An 18,004-nucleotide genomic window follows, 5' to 3' on the forward strand; every position below is an offset into this window, starting at 1 on the left:
TTCCGTGACCTCCGATCTATCGGCTCCGCCAAGGGCGGGCGCGACGACGGCGGGCAGGGGCAGCAGCCCCCGCCCGCCTTTGGGCGTTTCCGCAGTATCTGTCCTGGCGGTGCTGATCGCCCTCTTCTCCCTCGTCCCGCTGGGGTACGTGGCCTACATGACGGTGGCAACCGGGTGGGATACCGCCGTCGGCCTCATCCTGCGGCCCCGCGTGGGCGAACTGCTCATGAACACGCTGCTCCTCATGGCAGCCACCATCCCCCTGTGCCTGCTGCTTGGCGTGGCGGGGGCGTGGCTGGTGGAACGGACCAACCTCCGCGGCCGCCGGATCTGGGCGGTCCTGCTGGCCGCGCCGCTGGCCGTCCCGGCGTTCGTGAACAGCTACGCGTGGGTGTCGGCCATCCCGTCGCTGGGCGGCCTGGGCTCGGGGATCCTGATCTCCACCCTGTCCTACTTTCCACTGGTGTACATCCCGGCAGCCGCCACCCTCAGCCGGCTGGACCCGGCAATTGAACAGTCCGCAGCGGCGCTGGGCCTGGGCGCCTGGCGGGCCTTCTTCCGGGTAGTACTGCCCCAGCTGCGGATCGCCCTGACGGGCGGGGCGCTGCTGGTGGGGCTGCATCTGCTCGCCGAATACGGTGCGTTCGCCATGATCCGGTTTGATACCTTCACCACCGCGATCATGACCCAGTACCGGTCCACGTTCAACGGGGCCGCCGGAAACATGCTGGCCAGCGTACTGGTGTTCTTCTGCCTGCTCCTGCTGTTGGCGGAGGTCCGCAGCCGCGGCACCGCCCGGTACGCGAGGATCGGCTCGGGGGTCCAGGCCAAGGCGCTGCGCCTCCCGCTGCACGCCTACCAGGTCCCGGGCCAGGTCTTCCTGCTGGCACTCACGGCCCTGGCGTTCGGCCTCCCCCTGTACTACGTGCTCAAGTGGATCGTGGCCGGCGGCGCCGACGTGTGGACCGCCGCCGAGTTCCTTCCCGCGCTTTTTGCCACCTTCGGGTACGGGCTGGCCGGCGCCGCGGCCACCATCGTGGTCGCCTTCCCCATGGCCTACCTGGCGGTCCGGAAGCCCGGCTGGTTCAGCAAGTCCCTGGAACTGTCCAACTACGTCACCAGTTCCATGCCCGGCATCGTGGTGGCCCTGGCCTTCGTGACCGTCAGCATCCGCCTGGTGCCCGGGATCTACCAGACGGCCGGCGTGCTGGTGGCAGCCTACGTGCTCCTGTTCCTCCCGCGCGCCCTGGTGAACCTTCGGGCCGGGCTGGCGCAGGCCCCGAAGGAACTCGACGAGGCAGCCCAGGCGCTGGGCAAGCCCCCGCTTTTGGCATTCATCCGCGTCACCCTGCGGCTCACGGCCCCGGCCGCGGCCGGCGGCGCCGCGCTGGTGTTCCTGGCCATCGCCAACGAACTCACCGCCACCCTGCTCCTCTCCCCCAATGGGACCAAGACACTGGCCACCGAGTTCTGGAGCAAGAGCAGCGAGATCGATTACGCCGGCGCCGCGCCCTATGCCCTGCTGATGATCCTGCTTTCCGCGCCCATGACCTATCTCCTCTTCCAACAGTCCAAGAAAGTAGCCGGACAGTGACAGCACCATCAACCCGCAGGCTGCCCGAGCCGCGGGTGGCACCTTCGGTGGCAGCCACCACCAACAGCCACCTGCAGATCACGGACGTCACCAAGAACTTCGGGTCCCAGGCGGTCCTCAGGGGCGTCAACCTGTCCGTGGCCAAGGGCGGGACCACAGCAATCGTGGGTCCGTCCGGCTCCGGCAAGACCACCCTCCTGCGCCTGATCGCAGGATTCGAGCACCCGGACACCGGCACCATCTCGCTCAACGGCACCACCGTGGCCGGCGACGGCGCCTGGCTTCCGGCGCATAAGCGGCACATCGGGTACGTGGCACAGGACGGGGCCCTGTTCCCGCACCTGAACGTTGGCCAGAACATCGCCTTTGGCCTGAATCCGGCCAGGCTCGACGGCGGACGCCGCGCCGTGAACGCCCGCGTGGCGGAGCTGCTGGAAATGGTGTCACTGGATCCGTCCATGGCCAGGCGCCGGCCGCACCAGCTCTCCGGTGGACAGCAGCAGCGCGTTGCCCTGGCCCGGGCGCTTGCCCGCGAACCGGAACTGATGCTCCTGGACGAGCCGTTCTCAGCCCTGGACGCCGGCCTGCGCGTGGCCACCCGCCGCGCCGTGGCCAAAGTCCTGGCCGAGGCCGGCGTCACCACCATCCTGGTCACCCATGACCAGGCCGAGGCATTGTCCTTCGCGGACCAGGTTGCCGTGATGCGCGGCGGCAAGCTGGCACAGATCGGCAACCCCTTCGTGGTGTACACCCGCCCCGCGGACCGGGCCACCGCCGAGTTCCTGGGCGACGCCGTCATCCTGGACGCCTGGCTGGAAGGGACCCTGGCCACGTGCTCCCTGGGCGCGATTCCGGTGCGCAGGCCTCCGGCGCAGGGCCGCGTGCAGCTAATGCTGCGGCCGGAACAGATCCGCATCGCCGAGGACGGTCCCATCCGCGGCGTGGTGGTGGACACCGACTACTTTGGCCCCGAAACCACCGTGCGGCTGAAGTTGAATGTGCCCAAGGAAGTGGCGGAGCACGCCGACCACCGCTACCCGGGCGGCGGCGAAGTGATCACCATCCGGCACTGGAACGCCTCGATCGCCCGCCCCGGCATGGAGCTCTGCCTGCGGGTTGTGGGCGAAGCCGTGGCGTTCCCCATGGACGAATAGTCCCTCCAGCCACACAAGACACAGAAAAAACACCGGGCCGAAACACTGCGGCAATCTGTCCACGGCAAGCTGTGCTTACGGGGACACAACAGCAGGAGGCAGCCCAATGGAGGCACAAGGAATACGCACCGCCCAGCTCCGCATCGGCGACCAGATCGAGGCGTGGCACCGGGGCAGGCTCTTCCACAAAGGCCGGGTGACCGACGTCGTACCGGCCCTGGAACTCTTCTGGATCCTGGACGCCCGGACCGGCGCGCGCAAGCTGCTGGACCCGGAGGCCCTGGAGATCCGGCACGTGGAACCGGCGCCGGCGGTCACTGCCACCCCGGCGACGCTGGCCGCCAGTGCCGCACCGCCCCTGGCCCCGGCCTGACGCCCTTCGGGGGTCAGGTTCGCTCCTGGTAGACGTCCGGGACGCCGTCGTGGTCTGAATCCACTTGTTCGAGCTCTTCGGCAAGCCGGTACTGCCGGTTGCGGGTGCGCAGCACGGCGGTTGCCAGCAGTGCCGCGATCAGTGACGCCGCCAGGATTCCCACCTTGGCGTGGTCATCGTGCAGGCTGCCCTGGCCAAAGCTGAGTTCTGCCACCAGCAGGGAAACGGTGAAGCCGATGCCTGCCAGCAGCGCCACACCGAACACGTCGATCCACTTGAACGAGCTGTCCAGGCTTGCCCGGGTGGCCTTGGTCAGGATCCATGTGGTGGCCAGGATGCCGACCGGCTTGCCCAGGACCAGGCCCAGGATGATGCCCAGGGCCACCGGGTCCGCCAGTGCCGACCCCAGGCCCTCCCAGCCCCCAACGGCCACGCCCGCGGAAAAGAACGCAAAGATGGGGACGGCGACGCCGGCGGAGATGGGCCGGAACCGGTGCTCGAAAATTTCCGCGAGCCCCGGACCGGCCCCGGGTCCGCCGGATGCCTGCGAGCGGATCACGGGGACCGCGAAGCCCAGGAGGACTCCGGCCACGGTGGCGTGGATGCCGGACGCGTGCACCAGGCCCCACGTGGCGGCACCAAGGGGCAGCAGGATGAGCCAGGCAGCGGCGGCATGGCGGCCGAAGAACCGGCGGTACTTTTGCGCAAGGACGGCGTAGACGGCAAGCGGGATGAGCGCCAGCAGCAGCGGAGCCACCTGGATGTCGCTGGAGTAGAAGAACGCGATGATAGTGATGGCGATCAGGTCATCCACCACGGCCAGCGTGAGCAGGAAGATCCGCAGGGCGCTGGGCAGGTGGGAGCCGATGATCGCCAGGACGGCAACGGCGAACGCAATATCCGTCGCTGTGGGGATGGCCCAGCCGCGGAGCGTGTCCGGGGTGGCGAGGTTGACGACGGCGTAGATCACCGCCGGGACCGCCACGCCTCCCACAGAGGCCGCCACAGGGACGATCGACTTGCTGATCTGGCGCAGGTCGCCGGCGACGAATTCCCGTTTGAGTTCCAGGCCCACCAGGAAGAAGAAGATGGCCAGCAGTCCGTCCGCGGCCCAGGCCCCCAGGCTGAGGTCAAGGTGCCACGGTTCGTAGCCCACCTTGTAGTCGCGGAGGGCGAAGTAGCTGTCCGACGCCGGTGAGTTGGCCCAGATCAGCGCAGTCACGGCGGCGGCAACCAGGAGGGCACCGCCCACGGTCTCCTTGCGGAGGATCCCACCGATGCGCAGGGCCTCTGAGTAACTGCCGCGCGAAAAGACAGTGGAACCGAGAAACGTGTTCCGGCGCGGGGTGGGCGGCGTGGAGTTCATGGGTGCGTCCTTATATCCGGGTTCGACAAATCCATGCCGACCAGACTTCCCGGCGCACCTGTTTCCATCCTACCGGCAGCAGGCGTCAGCCCGCCCGGCGGCCCCCGGCGGAGCCTGGCCGGCTGTGCAGTTCGATGGCACGGATGGCCCGGTCCAGGTAGATCCTCGCCTCCGGTGAATTGGCCAGCTGCACCAGCTCCGCCGCCACCGCCACGAGCTTGACGTTCCGGTGGCTGCTGGTGGCCACCAACAGCTGGAAGGCGTCATCAGAGCCAATCTTGAGCTGGCCCATGAGGATTCCCCGCGCCTGGTCAATCACCGTGCGGGTTGCCGTGGCGCCGGCCACGGCCTCGCGGGCGGTCTGTTCGGTTTCGCGCTGCAGCGTCCGGCTGAGATCCACCATCACGCCTTCGAGCGCCGCGACCGCCCCGTCCGGGCCGAGGACAGCCTCTCCCGAGGTCAGAACCCGCCGGGTCCTCCCCTGGGCATCAAACAGGCGGTGGTACATGCAGAAGAACCCGCCAGTGACGGAAACCTGGGCCACGATCTCCCCGCACCGCTCGCGGTCGTCGGGATGCTTATGGGCAAAGATCAGCTCCATGGTGGGGACAACTTCGCCGCGGCGGTAACCGTGCAGCCGGTACATTCCGTCGGACCAGTGGAAGGTTGGACCTGCCGGCGCGATGTCCACCCTGAAGGTTCCGGCATCGGTTTCGCTGTCCCCGAGGGCACTCGAATATGTGTACAGGCCGCTGAGCTCCGTCACAGGTCCACCTCCCGGCGTAGGCCAGCCCCCAGCGGGCCGGCTCAGTCCTCGCTCTTTCCAGTATGGCCGCCCCGTCCGGGGGAAGGTAGTGCGGGAGGCCCTATGGACGTCCTCCGCAAAGTACCCTAGAGCTCTTGACGCAGATACCCCTGGGGGGTATATTGGCAGTGTTGTCAGTGAAGTGGTATGTCCCGGCCGGCGCACACGCTCCAGCCTTTCACAGCCGTTCAACCCCAGCGCCCCTTGATGTCTTCAACGGATTGGAACTGACATGAACAGCGGAACACGCCCCCAAATCCCACTCGCGTCCTCCGGCTGCAGTTGCTGCGGCCCTGCCCAGGCCGCCCGGCCAGCCGCCACCCTCCCCGCACCATCCGCGCAGGTGTCCCCCGCCGCCGTCGTGCCGTCCGAGGCTGAGGCCGGGGCCGATGCCACCGCCCAGCGCAGTTTCGCGGTGGAAGGCATGACCTGCGCGCACTGCGTCCGGTCCGTCGAGGCCGCCGTTTCCGCCGTTTCCGGCGTGGCCTCAGCCTCGGTTGACCTGGTCCCAAACGGCCGCTCCCGGCTGGCCGTCACCGGCACGGCCCCCGACGCCGCCATCCGGCGGGCCGTGACGTCGGCCGGCTACGCCCTGTCCTGAGACAGCCGGCGCCCCGGCACACCCCCCAACATTCCGCAGGCCCAGGCCATATCCGGGCAGCGATTGCCTCCAAGGAGGAACAATGCAGGACCACCAAGACATGCAGCAGCCCCACGGCGGACATGAGCACCACCAGCCGCCCACCGGGACGCTCACCCAACCGCCGGCGCACGGCGCCAGCCATGCACACCACGGCGCCCAGGCCGACGACGACCACACCGTACACACCCATGGCCAGCACGCCGGACACAGCACTGCGATGTTCAAGAACAGGTTCTGGCTGACCCTGGCCCTTGCCGTTCCGGTGGTCTACTTCAGCCCCATGATGGCCCACCTCCTGGGCTACATGCCGCCGGAGTTCCCCGGCTCCAACTGGATCCCACCGGTCCTGGGCACGGTCATCTTCCTCTACGGCGGCCAGCCGTTCCTCAAGGGCGGCGTGCAGGAGCTGAAGGGCCGCACACCGGGGATGATGCTGCTGATCGGCATGGCCATCACCGTGGCATTTGCCGCGTCCTGGGTCACCAGCCTGGGGATCGGCGGCTTCGACCTGGACTTCTGGTGGGAGCTGGCACTGCTGGTGGCCATCATGCTGCTGGGCCACTGGATCGAGATGCGCGCCCTCGGGTCCGCGCAGGGCGCGCTCGATGCCCTGGCCGCGCTGCTGCCGGACGAGGCCGAACGCATCACGGACACCGGCACCGAAACCGTCCCCGTGTCGGAGCTCAGCCCCGGCGACCTGGTCCTGGTCCGGCCGGGCGCCCGCATGCCGGCCGACGGCAGCGTGGTGGACGGGCAGGCCGAGTTCGACGAGTCCATGATCACCGGTGAGTCCAGGACCGTGCCCCGCGGCCCCGGGGACGCGGTGGTGGCTGGAACCGTGGCCACGGACAGTAGCGTCCGGGTCCGGGTCACGGCCGTTGGGGACCAGACGGCACTGGCCGGGATCCAGCGACTGGTGGAGGAAGCCCAGGCCTCGTCCTCCCGCGCGCAGGCGCTGGCCGACCGTGCTGCGGCGTTCCTCTTCTACTTCGCTGCCGGTGCCGGCGTCTTGACCTTCATCGCGTGGACCCTGCTGGGCAGCGTACCGGACGCCGTCACCCGCACCGTCACCGTCCTGGTGATCGCCTGCCCGCACGCCCTTGGCCTGGCCATCCCACTGGTGATTGCCATCTCCACTGAACAGGCCGCCCGTGCCGGCGTCCTGATCAAGAACCGGATGGCGCTTGAGCGGATGCGCACCATCGACGTTGTCGTGTTCGACAAGACCGGAACCCTGACCACCGGCGAACCGGAACTGAAGGACGTGGCCGTGGCGGACGGCGGGGATAATGACGCCGTACTGGCACTCGCCGCCGCGGTGGAGTCAGACAGCGAACATCCGGTGGCGCGCGCCATCGTGCGCGCCGCGAAGGAACGGAACCTGACGCTCCCTGCCGCGACCGGTTTCACCTCGCTGACGGGCCGCGGCGTCCGGGCCAGCGTGGACGGACGTACGGTGCACGTGGGCGGACCGGCGCTGCTGCGGGAGCTCGGCGTCGTCGAGCCTGACTCCCTGGCTGCCAGTACGCGCACGTGGATGGACCGCGGCGCCGCCGTGCTGCACGTGGTGGACGACGGCAGGGTCCTGGGTGCCGTGAGCATGGAAGATGCGGTGCGGCCGGAGTCGCGGCAGGCCGTGCAGGCCCTGCAGCGGCGCGGCGTCAAGGTGGCCATGGTTACCGGTGACGCCCACCAGGTGGCGCAGGCCGTGGCCGCGGACCTGGGCATCGACGAGGTATTCGCCGAGGTCCTGCCGGCCGACAAGGACAAGAAAGTCGCAGAGCTGCAGGGCCGCGGGATGAAAGTGGCCATGGTGGGCGACGGCGTCAACGACTCCCCTGCCCTGGCACGGGCCGAGGTGGGCATCGCCATCGGCGCCGGAACCGACGTCGCAGTGGAGTCCGCCGGCGTGGTGCTGGCCGGGAACGATCCCCGGGCAGTCCTGTCCATGGTGGACCTCTCCCGCGCCAGCTACCGGAAAATGTGGCAGAACCTGGTGTGGGCCACCGGCTACAACATCCTGTCCGTGCCACTGGCCGCCGGCGTCCTGGCCTTCGCCGGGGTGGTCCTCTCCCCCGCCGCGGGTGCGGTGCTGATGTCCGCCTCCACCGTGGTGGTGGCGCTGAACGCCCAGCTCCTCCGGCGCCTGAAACTGAACCCGTCAGAGGTGCAGTGATCCGGGCCGTCCCGGTGGCGCGTCCTGCCGCCCTACGCGCTGCGGTGGGCCGGGTATGGCTCCTCGCCGGCGTGCTGGCCCTCATCGCCGGACTGCTGGGGATGCACGTCATGACCTCCGGCCACGCCTCGCACGGGGTTGCTTCCCAAGGCACCACCTCCCTTGGGGTGGCCAAGCGTGCCATGCCGCACGGGGCACCTGCCGGTCAGGCCGCCGTCGGGCATCCTGCCGGTTCGCACAGCCACGGCGCCACGGACATGCCGGACCTTCTCACCGCAGCGTGCGGCGGTTCCTGCCCCGGCGCGCAGGAAGCGGGAGCACCGTGCATCCCCACGGCGCCCAGCGGCCCGGCCGCCATGTCACCGCCCCAGGCAGGCGCCGTCGTCGTGCCACTGCTGCCGCCCGGCGGCACCGCCGGTTCCGGCTACGGCTACGTGCCGCCGGGCCCCACGCCCTGCGAGTTGTCCATCAGCCGGACGTAAACCGGACTGCGCCACCCAGCACGGCCAGTTCCATTACTTCCTGAAGGACACCCATGAACACCACTTTCAAGACCCTTTCCATTGCTGCTGCCCTGGCCGCCTCGCTCGGACTCGCCGGGTGCGCCGCCAATGCCGGTTCCGGCAACAGCATGCCCATGGACCACGGCAGCGCCGGCGCCATGTCCAGCACCATGCCGGGCACCGGCAGCACGCCCAGCGCCGGCGCCGACCACAACCAGGCGGACGTCATGTTTGCCCAGATGATGATTCCGCACCACTCGCAGGCCGTGGAACTGAGCGACATCATCCTGGCCAAGGCGGACATTCCCGCCGACGTCACCGCGCTTGCCACCAAGATCAAGGCGGCCCAGGCCCCGGAGATCAAGCAGATGACCGGGTGGCTCACCGGCTGGAACGCGCCCACCATGATGAGTGACCACTCCGGGCACGGCATGGAAGGCATGGTGGACGACGACGGGATCAACACGCTCAAGTCCGCTTCCGGTGCCGAGGCGGCGCGGCTGTTCCTCCAGCTGATGATCGGCCATCACGAGGGCGCCATCGACATGGCCCAGCAGGAAATCGGCGCCGGCAAATTCCCGGACGCGGTCAAGCTGGGCCATGACATCATTGATGCCCAGCAGGCGGAGATCACCCGGATGAAGCAGCTGCTGGCCGCTTTGTAGCAGGCAGATCCTCGCACGCGCGGCGCGGCGGCGGCACCTGGGTTCGGGGGCAGCCGCCGCGCCGTTGCGTGTTAAGTTGAAAGGCACGGGCCTGAGCGGGTCCGGCACCAGCTGGGAAAGAGAACATCTCCTTGGACACTTCCACACCAGTACGAATCCTGACCGTCTGCACCGGGAACATCTGCCGGTCCCCGGTGGCCGAGCGGCTGCTGCAGGCAGGACTGGACCAGGCGGTGCCGGGCGGCTTCCAGGTCTCCAGCGCCGGGACCCGGGCCCTTGTGGGCGAGCCGATGCAGCCCCTGTCCGCGGAGATCGTGCGGACCTTCGGCGGGGACCCGGAAGGGTTCGCGGCGCGGCAGTTGACGCCCAAGATCCTGCGCGGCGTTGACCTGGTACTCACCATGACCTCCGGCCACCGCGGAGAAGTCCTCCAGCTCGACGCTTCCCTGCTCAAGCGGACGTTCACCATCCGTGAGTTCGCGCGGATGCTCGATGTCCTCGACCACCGGGCGGACAGCCAGCGGGCAGGCAGGCAGCCAGCCGCCGTCGTACCTTCGCAGGACGCCGGTCCCGACGCCGATGGCGGGCTCGCTGCCAACGCCGCCTTGTGGCGGGGGCTGCCGGCGCGGGCCGCCGGGGTACGGCACCTCTCCCTCCCGGCCGATTCCTCGGACAACGACATCGTGGACCCCTACCGCCGCGCTCCGGAGGTGTACCGGGAGATGGAGGACCAGCTGGCCCCCGCGATCGTCTCCATCCTGCGCCACGCCCGGCTCAACTCCCCGGTCCATGGAGGCGCCGCCCGGTAGCGGAGCTGCGTTGCCGCAGTCCGCGGGACCGGCAGGCCTTCCAGGTGACAGTTTGGATACTCCTGTAGCCAATTGGGGCCTGCGGGACGGACACTGATCCCACCAGTCACAATGAGGTGGAGGTGCCATGAGCGTTCCAGGCGGTTCTGATCCATCCGGCGCCGGAGATTCCGGCCCCCGGCAACCCGGCCCAACCAGTTCCCCCCGGCCTGCCTGGATGCTTGCCCTGGGGCGGCGGCGCTGGATCGCCGCGCTGGTGGCGCTGGTGCTCGTGGCGGCTGCCGGCGTCGCGGTCTTCAGCCTGAACCGTGCCGGCCAGGAAGCGCAGCCGGCAGCCACCCAAACCCAGTCGCCCAGCGCGACACCCACGCCCACACCCACACCGTCCGAAACACCTCCACCAGCCCCTGCCCCACCGCCGCCTCCTGCGCCGATCCCGGACCTGCCCGCGGCCCCAATGAACATCCTCGTCATAGGCAGCGACACCCGCGATGTCCCGGCACGTGAGGCCGCAGCCCATACGGCAGCCACGGGGGAACCCCAGGACCAGCGGGCCGACACCCTCATGGTGGTTCACGTCCCTGCCGACCGGCGGAGCCTCTACCTCATCTCGATCAACCGGGACAACTGGGTGGACATCCCCGGGTTCGGCAGCGCCAAGATCAACGCCGGGCTGCAGTATGGCGGGATCGACATGGAAACCGCCGCCGTTCAGCAGCTGCTGGGCATCACCATCGACCACACCCTGATGCTCGATTTCGGGGGGTTCAAGATCCTGGTGGACGGACTCAGCGGCATCGACGTCAACGTGCCCATTGCCTTCCAGTCCACCATCGACACCCAGCACGTCTTCAGCGCCGGCCTCAACCACCTCGACGGCCAGGCCGCCCTGGAGTTCTCCCGCGAGCGCCATGCCTTCTCCGACGGCGATCTCCAGCGGGTCCGCGACCAGCAGATCATGCTCCGTGCGATCCTGGCCCGGCTAACCGGGGGCGGTGCCCTGAATGATGTGACAGCGGTGCGGTCCTTGGTCGACTTCGCCTCCTGCTGCCTCACGGTGGACAGGGCCTTTGATCCCGTCCAGGCTGCGATCCTGGCGTACAGCCTGCGCAACCTTGACGTGAACGCCATCGGAACCATGACCCTTCCCACGTTGGGCGACGGTTTCGTGGCCGGGCAGTCCGTGCTGTTTCCCGATTACGCCGGCATCGCGGCGGTGGGTGCGGCATTGCGGGAGGGCCGGATCGGCGACTTCGCGAAGCCATAGCCCGGGCGACGCGCATACACGTTGCCGCGGCGGACATTCCTTTCCGCGGCCCATATCCCCGGGCGCCAGGGAACCTGCGCATCGCGGGGGAATTTGCGCGTCGTACACCCCGGGTTCACCCTGCCGCCAGAATCCGTGTGCCCGCCCGGGAAACCCTGAAGACATGACCGAGACTTCCCAGGCCGGGGTTTCCCGCCGCACCATCGTCAAGAGTTCCGTCCTCGCCGCCGCGCTGGCCTCCGCGCCCGCCGCCAACGCCTCGGCAGCCACCCGGTCTCCCGCCGGTGTTGCACTGGTCCGCAACAGGCTCACCCTGCCCAGCGGCATCGCCACCGGCGACGTCACCTCGGATTCTGCCGTCCTCTGGTCGCGTGCCTCGGGCGCCGGGCGGATGACGGCCGTGCTGCGCGCCGTGGACGACGCCGGCCAGGTACTCACCGGGCGCGGCGCCTTCGAGCGGGTCCTCCGCGGGCCCCGCGCCACCCAGGCCTCGGACTTCACCGCCAAGATCCACGCCGGAAACCTGCCGTCCAACACGCGGTTCGCGCTGGAGATCAGCTTCGAGGACGACGGCGGCGCGGCCGGCGAGACGGTCCGCGGCGGCTTCCGCACGGCGCCGGACACGGGGACGGTCAACGGCAAGGGCCGCACCGGTGGGACGGGCAACGGAGGCGACGTCCCGGCGTCGTCCGCGCAAAGCTTCGTGTGGACCGGCGACACGGCCGGCCAGGGGTGGGGCATCAACGAGGAGATCGGCGGCATGCGCGGCTACCGGGCCATGCTCCAGACCCGCCCGGACTTCTTCATCCACTCCGGCGACACCATCTACGCCGACGGCCCCATCGCTGAAACCGTGGTGGAAAAGGACGGGCAGGTGTGGCGGAACCTGGTCACCGAAGAGGTGTCCAAGGTGGCCGAGACGCTCACCGAATTCCGGGGCCGGCACCGCTACAACTCCATGGACGCCAACATGCGGGCCCTCTTCGCGGACGTTCCCGTGATCGCCCAGTGGGACGACCACGAGACGCACAATAACTGGTACCCCGGCCAGATCCTGGATGACTCCCGCTACACCGTACGGGACGTCAACACCCTGGCCGCCCGCGGCCGGCAGGCCTGGCAGGAGAACATGCCCATCGCGGACAGCTCGGCGATCTGGCGCCCGGGAACCTTCGACGACGCCGGCACCTACCAGCCGGCCCGCATCTACCGGAAGATCTCACGCGGCCCGCAGCTGGACATCTTCTGCCTGGACATGCGCACCTACAAGTCCCCCAACACCGACGGCAAGGAACCCTACGCCACCGCCATCCTGGGCCAGGAGCAGGCGGACTGGCTGGTCAGCGAGGTGTCGAAGTCCAAGGCCACGTGGAAGGTCATCGCCGCCGACCTCCCGCTGGGCATCATCGTGCCGGACGGCCCGGTGAACGAGGAAAGCGTGTCCAACCGCGACGCCGGCGCCCCCTTGGGCCGTGAGCTGGAGATCGCAGGGGTATTGAGCGCGTTCAAGCGCAACGGCGTCAAGAACACCGTCTGGCTCACCGCCGACGTCCACTACTGCGCCGCCCACCACTATTCCCCGGAGCGTGCGGCGTTCACCGATTTCGACCCTTTCTGGGAGTTCGTGGCCGGCCCCATCGCGGCGGGATCCTTCGGCCCGAACGCGATGGACGGCACCTTTGGCCCCGAAGTGGTGTTCTCCAAGGCCGGACGCTTCGCCGGTGAGTCCCCGCGCGACGGCGAGAACCAGTTTTTCGGGCACGTCCAGCTGGGTGGGGACAACAGCTTCACGGTGAGCCTCCGCAACGCCAACGGCGCCACCGTGTTCTCGAAGGTACTGACCCCCGAACGGTAGGCGTTGCCCTCGACGCGCAAAACCACTTGCGGCGCGCCAATTCCCTGACGCGCCGATAAATGGGGTGCGTCAAGGACTTTGCGGGTCGCGAAGGGTGCTGCGCGTCGAACTGCGGCCGCGGCACCAAGGCGGGCTGCCGCCGTCGTCCGTTATTTTCCGCCGCCGCGTGGGTACGCCGTGGGTAATGTTCCTGCACTTGGCACGGCGAGCGGATGGGGTGGTGTTGTGAAGGATGAGTGGGCGAAGGGTGCCGCAGCGGACGACGACGGCCTGACCCAGGCGGTCCAGGAGGCCGGGGCGGTGGAGCTGCTGTTGATCCGGCATGGGGAGAGCGAAGGCAACGTTGCGGCCACCGAGGCGCGGGAAGCCGGGGTGGAGGTCATCGAGGTTCCCGCCCGCGATGCGGACGTAAACCTGTCCGGGACGGGAAGGGACCAGGCCAAAGCGCTGGGCACCGCCCTGGGCCGGACTGCCGGGGAGTTCCGGCCGGACGCTGTGGTGTCCTCCCCCTACGCGCGGGCCCGGCAGACGGCCGAGATCGCGGTGGAAACCGCCGGCTGGCCGGTGCAGGTGCGCACGGACGAGCGGCTCCGGGACCGTGAGCTGGGCATCCTGGACCGGCTCACCCGGCTGGGCGTGGAGAACCGCTACCCGGAGGAATCAGAGCGCCGGGACTGGCTCGGCAAGCTGTACTACCGGCCGCCCGGAGGGGAATCCTGGGCCGACGTGGCGCTGCGGCTCCGCTCCGTCCTGGCGGAGTTGAACAACCTGGGCACCGGACACCGGGTGATGCTCGTGTGCCACGACGCCGTGATCATGCTGTTCCGCTACGTGCTGGAGGGGCTCAGTGAAAAGGAGCTGCTGGACCTGGCCGCCAGGGAGGCCATCCTCAACGCGTCCGTGACCCGGTTCGTCCGCCCGTCCGGCGCCGGCCCGTGGACTTTGGAGAGCTTCAATGTCGCCGACCACCTGGCCGAGCAGGGCGTCGCCATCACCGAGCACGCAGGAGACACCAGTGTCCGGCCGCAGTGACTCCTCTCCCGTCCCCGTAACACCCTCGCTCCTGCGGGACTGGCGGTTGCCCGCACCGGGAGCTGACAAGTATTCCCGCGGTTCGGTGCTGGTGGTGGGCGGTGCCCGCTCCACTCCCGGCGCGGCACTGCTGGCCGGCGTTTCAGCCCTGCGTGCGGGGGCAGGGAAACTTACGCTGGCAGTAGCGGAGTCGGTGGCCGTGCAACTGGGGGTGGCGGTACCCGAATGCGGCGCCGTCGCCTTGCCGGAAACGTCCGGCGGATCCGTCAAAGCCGAGCTCGACGGCATCTCCTCGTATCTGGACCGGGCAGACACAGTGCTGGTTGGACCGGGGCTGGACGACCCTGACCTGGCCGGCGACCTGCTGGAGGCCATGCTTACCCGGGAGGCAAGCGGCGACGGGGACGGCACCTCCGGCGCTTCCGACGGCAGTCAAGGAGGTCCCGCCGTCGTCCTTGATGCCTATGCGCTGGCCGCTGTGGCGCACCTGGAGGACCAGCTGGACCCCTGGCGCGGCCGGCTGATCCTGACGCCGAACCCCACCGAGGCGGCGATCCTGCTGGAACGGGACGTGGCGGACCTCGAAAAAGACGTCGCCGAAATCTCTGAACGGTTTGGTGCCGTGGTCAGCTGCCAGGGGCTGATCAGCAAGCCAAAGGGGGTGGACCCGGACCTCCCCGGCCTGTGGAAAATCACCACCGGGTACGGCGGCCTGGGCACGTCCGGCAGCGGCGACGTGCTGGCGGGAGCAATTGCCGGGCTCCGGGCGCGCGGCACCACCGGCGCCCAGCCAGCCTGCTGGGGTACGCACCTGCACGCGGCGGCGGCGGACCGGCTGGCCAGCAGGATGGGGCCGCTGGGATTCCTGGCCCGCGAGCTGGCCGATGAACTGCCCGCGCTGATGCTGGAACTCAGCGTCTGACGGCCTTCCCGCGACGGAAGCCCGGAAACGTGGATGGCCCCCGGCCGAAACCGGGGGCCACCGTGGCGGGAGGTTAAGGCCTACGCTGCCGATGCGCTGTCTGGCGCTGTGGCGTGCACAGAATGGCGATTCGCCCCAAAAAGGCAGTCAACAGATGTGCCCGCCTCCCGGTCCTGTGGTGAGACTAAGCGGCGATTTCCTGCTTTGCCCCCTTCGTTTCGATCTCGATCTTGCGTGGCTTGGCCTTTTCGGCGACCGGGATCCGGAGCGTCAGGACGCCGGCGTCGTAGCTGGCCTTGACGTGGTCGGTGTCCAGCGTGTCGCCGAGGATCAGCTGGCGGCTGAAGACGCCGCGGGGCCGTTCGGAGGCGATCAATTCGGTGTCCTTGCCCACGGGGTCGGGGCGTTCGGCCCGCACCGTCAGGACATTCCGTTCAACATCCAGGTCCACCGAGTCCACCGTAACGCCGGGCAAATCGAAGGCCACGACGAATTCCTGGTCCTCACGCCATGCATCCATCGGCATCGCCGCCGGGCGTGCAGCCGTGCCGAGGACCTGCTGGGCCAGCCTGTCCAGCTCGCGGAACGGATCGGTACGCATCAACATGGCTTCCCTCCTCATAAGAGATGGTCCAACATCATTCCCATATCAGCCGATCTATGGTGGCTGATATAGATTTTTTAGCACTGGAGAAGCAGGTCCGCAAGGGCTTCCGGCACCGGATTCCGGGAGATTTTCCAGCGCCCACGGGCTTGGAAAAGGGCCCTTCCAGCTGGGCTTGGGCAGCGCAGCTGGAAGGACCCTTTGGAGTTGGCGGTCAGTCCCTGGTGGGGTCCGGGCGGAGCGGCGCCGGCCCGGGGTCCGGGACGGGCAGCGGGCCCGGGGGCTCCGGCGCGGGGAACGGATTCGGGGACGGCGGACCGGGCGGACGCGGCTGGGTGGGGTCCGGGGAGGTGGGCTCCGGGCCCGGTTCCGGCGGAAACGGCTCAGGTTCGTGCACTGGCGGGATGGTCATGAACTTCCCTTCTCACGATGGGCGGATCACACACGAGGCGGATGTGCCTTGAACTGACCAGCCTACGCTTGCGCTCCGCCTGCAACCACCCTCCCCGTTGCTCCATCAGCTTTGGTCCCTAAAAGCCCCGGTTTTAGGAGCCATAAGTGATGGAGCATCACGACGGCGGGAGGTTGCCGGCGTGCGGGTCCGTCAGTGCCGGACCGCGCCCACCAGCCGCAGCCAGTCGAGCAGTTGGGCCGGGTCCGCGTCGCCGCAGCGGAATCCCACGTAGCCATCGGGGCGGACCGCAACCATGCCCGCTCCGGGTTGGCTGGACAGGCGGTGGATGTGGAGCAGCCGGGGCTGCCTGCCCAGCGCTGCGGCGACCGGGCCGGCACCCACGGCGGCTGGGCCGGCGTCGCGCCCCAGCAGGAGGTGGATGCCAGGCGCTGCGGTCAGTTCGTGGAGCCTGACAAGATGCCCGTCCACGGATGCCGGGGCGTCGGGCAGCCTCCCGCCGGGCCGTGGCCACCCGCCGGCCCAGGGCGTGCCGTCACGGGAAATGGGACTGTTCCGGTAGTTCACGAACGGCTGGGCCAGCAGCCTGATTCCCTTGGAGATGAGCCACCGCTGCCGCAGCAGCGGCGGCAGGGCCGGAGCAATCAGGGGCATAACGCTGCGGGCTGCGCGGGCCGCAGGATGCGGCGAGGCTTCGCCGAAGAAGATCAGGTGCGTCAGCGCCAGCACCCGCCGGGCCGCGGGCAACCTCTCCTGCCCGTAGGTGGCCAGCAGTTCCGGAAGCGGCCTGCCTGCGGTCGAGGCGAAACCAAGCTTCCAGCCAAGGTTGAGGGCGTCCAGGATGCCGTTGTTCATGCCCTGCCCTCCCGCCGGGGAATGGGCATGGGCGGCGTCGCCAGCGAGGAAGACGGGACTGCGCCCGAAAGTGCCGGCAATCCGGTGCTGCAGTGGCACCTGCGCGGACCATCGCACCTCACGCACTGTGGCCTCCAATCCCGATTCCCTGACCAGCCGCGCCACTTCCTCCGGCGGAAGTGCCGGGCCCAGTTGGCCAAAGGCGGCCGCCGGGTCCGGTGCCGCGGGACGGGTGGCCAGCATCCGCCAGGTGGCGCCCTCGCCCAGGGCGAAGAGGAAGGCCAGCCCGGCGCTTCCCACCGCCACGTGCAGCAGACCGGGATCCAGGGCGCCGTCAAGTTCGACGTCGGCCAGGACCGCCTCCACCCGGTACGGGCCGCCGCGCCACTGAATACCGGTGCCGCCGCGGACGGTACTGCACTGCCCGTCGCACCCGGCCAGGAACCGGGATACGTGATGTCCAGGCCCGTTGGCACCCCGCAACTCCGCGTGGACCAGGGTTTCACCCTGCGGTGCGTTCCCTGCCCCGTGTCCGATGTGCAGGCGCCGGAATTCCACACCCCATTCCACCTCCACGCCCCTCGCCTTCAATGCCTGCCAGAGGACCTCCTCTACGTCGGCCTGCCGGACCAGGGTCAGGTGCGGAAAGGCGGTGTCCGGAAGGTCCGCGTGCCCCAACCGGGCTTCGACCACCCGCCGGCCCAGATGGATCCGGGCTTCAGGAGCGGTGTCCGCCCTGCCCAGCAGCTCATCCGTCACGCCCAGTGGGCGGAGGCCCTCCAGCGCCCGGGCATGCAGCATCAGCGCCCGGGACGGCCGGGACCGGTGCTCCCGCCGGTCCACCACCCGCACGGTGGCCCCATGGGCCAAAGCCTGGAGGGCTGTGGTGAGCCCTGCGGGACCGGCGCCGATGACCACGACGTCGGTGTCCGCCGTCGCGCCTTGTCCGCCTCCCACGCTCGGACAGCT

Annotated in this window: 17 protein-coding genes; 12 read left to right on the forward strand and 5 right to left on the reverse strand. The window is 69.2% G+C overall.

The features are described 5' to 3' along the window. The first annotated feature begins 4 nt into the window (after positions 1-4). From ACFVTD_RS04130 to ACFVTD_RS04140, 3 genes are all read left to right on the forward strand, one after another. Complete coding sequence (locus ACFVTD_RS04130; protein WP_387558419.1) at positions 5-1,594, forward strand: ABC transporter permease; 1,590 nt, start codon at positions 5-7, stop codon at positions 1,592-1,594. After that, the gene (locus ACFVTD_RS04135) at positions 1,591-2,748 is read left to right on the forward strand and encodes an ABC transporter ATP-binding protein (protein WP_387558422.1); all 1,158 of its coding nucleotides are present in this window, start codon (positions 1,591-1,593) and stop codon (positions 2,746-2,748) included. Before ACFVTD_RS04130 ends, ACFVTD_RS04135 begins: the two co-directional genes overlap by 4 nt. 106 nt (positions 2,749-2,854) lie before the next feature. Further along, positions 2,855-3,121 carry a hypothetical protein gene (locus tag ACFVTD_RS04140; RefSeq protein WP_387558425.1) on the forward strand — a complete coding sequence of 89 codons (267 nt, stop codon included), beginning with the start codon at positions 2,855-2,857 and terminating at the stop codon, positions 3,119-3,121. A gap of 13 nt (positions 3,122-3,134) precedes the next feature. Here the strand turns inward: ACFVTD_RS04140 and nhaA are convergent, their stop codons facing one another. Beyond that, a complete protein-coding gene (gene nhaA / locus ACFVTD_RS04145) occupies positions 3,135-4,487 on the reverse strand; it encodes a Na+/H+ antiporter NhaA (RefSeq protein ID WP_387558428.1) in 1,353 nt (450 codons plus the stop codon). A gap of 85 nt (positions 4,488-4,572) precedes the next feature. Then, entirely contained in the window at positions 4,573-5,253 is a 681-nt protein-coding gene (locus ACFVTD_RS04150) for a PAS and ANTAR domain-containing protein (protein ID WP_387558431.1), read from the reverse strand. Positions 5,254-5,524: 271 nt separating this feature from the next. Between ACFVTD_RS04150 and ACFVTD_RS04155 the strand changes: the two genes are divergently transcribed. The 9 genes from ACFVTD_RS04155 to ACFVTD_RS04195 all read left to right on the forward strand — a co-directional run bounded on the left by ACFVTD_RS04155 (position 5,525) and on the right by ACFVTD_RS04195 (position 15,164). Continuing rightward, positions 5,525-5,893: a heavy-metal-associated domain-containing protein gene (locus tag ACFVTD_RS04155; RefSeq protein WP_387558434.1), complete on the forward strand. Its 369-nt coding sequence runs from the start codon at positions 5,525-5,527 to the stop codon at positions 5,891-5,893. A gap of 82 nt (positions 5,894-5,975) precedes the next feature. Further along, positions 5,976-8,111 carry a heavy metal translocating P-type ATPase gene (locus ACFVTD_RS04160; protein WP_387558437.1) on the forward strand — a complete coding sequence of 712 codons (2,136 nt, stop codon included), beginning with the start codon at positions 5,976-5,978 and terminating at the stop codon, positions 8,109-8,111. Beyond that, on the forward strand, positions 8,108-8,593 hold the full coding sequence (locus tag ACFVTD_RS04165) for a hypothetical protein (protein ID WP_387558439.1): 486 nt from the start codon (positions 8,108-8,110) through the stop codon (positions 8,591-8,593). The genes ACFVTD_RS04160 and ACFVTD_RS04165 overlap by 4 nt, the downstream gene beginning before the upstream one ends. Before the next feature lie 53 nt (positions 8,594-8,646). Beyond that, the gene (locus tag ACFVTD_RS04170) at positions 8,647-9,279 is read left to right on the forward strand and encodes a DUF305 domain-containing protein (protein ID WP_387558442.1); all 633 of its coding nucleotides are present in this window, start codon (positions 8,647-8,649) and stop codon (positions 9,277-9,279) included. A gap of 131 nt (positions 9,280-9,410) precedes the next feature. Next, positions 9,411-10,088, forward strand: coding sequence for a low molecular weight phosphatase family protein (locus ACFVTD_RS04175; protein WP_387558445.1), 678 nt, complete (start codon positions 9,411-9,413; stop codon positions 10,086-10,088). 217 nt (positions 10,089-10,305) lie between these two features. Next, positions 10,306-11,355 carry an LCP family protein gene (locus ACFVTD_RS04180; RefSeq protein ID WP_387558448.1) on the forward strand — a complete coding sequence of 350 codons (1,050 nt, stop codon included), beginning with the start codon at positions 10,306-10,308 and terminating at the stop codon, positions 11,353-11,355. A gap of 163 nt (positions 11,356-11,518) precedes the next feature. Further along, the gene (locus ACFVTD_RS04185) at positions 11,519-13,210 is read left to right on the forward strand and encodes an alkaline phosphatase D family protein (protein ID WP_387558451.1); all 1,692 of its coding nucleotides are present in this window, start codon (positions 11,519-11,521) and stop codon (positions 13,208-13,210) included. Positions 13,211-13,435: 225 nt separating this feature from the next. Continuing rightward, the gene (locus ACFVTD_RS04190) at positions 13,436-14,242 is read left to right on the forward strand and encodes a histidine phosphatase family protein (protein WP_387558454.1); all 807 of its coding nucleotides are present in this window, start codon (positions 13,436-13,438) and stop codon (positions 14,240-14,242) included. Continuing rightward, positions 14,226-15,164: an NAD(P)H-hydrate dehydratase gene (locus ACFVTD_RS04195; RefSeq protein WP_387558457.1), complete on the forward strand. Its 939-nt coding sequence runs from the start codon at positions 14,226-14,228 to the stop codon at positions 15,162-15,164. Before ACFVTD_RS04190 ends, ACFVTD_RS04195 begins: the two co-directional genes overlap by 17 nt. A gap of 184 nt (positions 15,165-15,348) precedes the next feature. Here ACFVTD_RS04195 and ACFVTD_RS04200 read toward each other — a convergent pair whose 3' ends face one another. The 3 genes from ACFVTD_RS04200 to ACFVTD_RS04210 form a co-directional block, all read right to left on the reverse strand. Beyond that, complete coding sequence (locus ACFVTD_RS04200) at positions 15,349-15,771, reverse strand: Hsp20/alpha crystallin family protein (protein ID WP_387558460.1); 423 nt, start codon at positions 15,769-15,771, stop codon at positions 15,349-15,351. 211 nt (positions 15,772-15,982) lie between these two features. Next, positions 15,983-16,180, reverse strand: coding sequence for a hypothetical protein (locus tag ACFVTD_RS04205; protein ID WP_387558462.1), 198 nt, complete (start codon positions 16,178-16,180; stop codon positions 15,983-15,985). A 192-nt stretch (positions 16,181-16,372) separates the two neighbouring features. Next, positions 16,373-17,992: an FAD-dependent monooxygenase gene (locus tag ACFVTD_RS04210; RefSeq protein ID WP_387558465.1), complete on the reverse strand. Its 1,620-nt coding sequence runs from the start codon at positions 17,990-17,992 to the stop codon at positions 16,373-16,375. Positions 17,993-18,004 lie beyond the last annotated feature (12 nt).

It is taken from the genome of Pseudarthrobacter sp. NPDC058119, assembly GCF_042884655.1.
Lineage (GTDB): Bacteria > Actinomycetota > Actinomycetes > Actinomycetales > Micrococcaceae > Arthrobacter.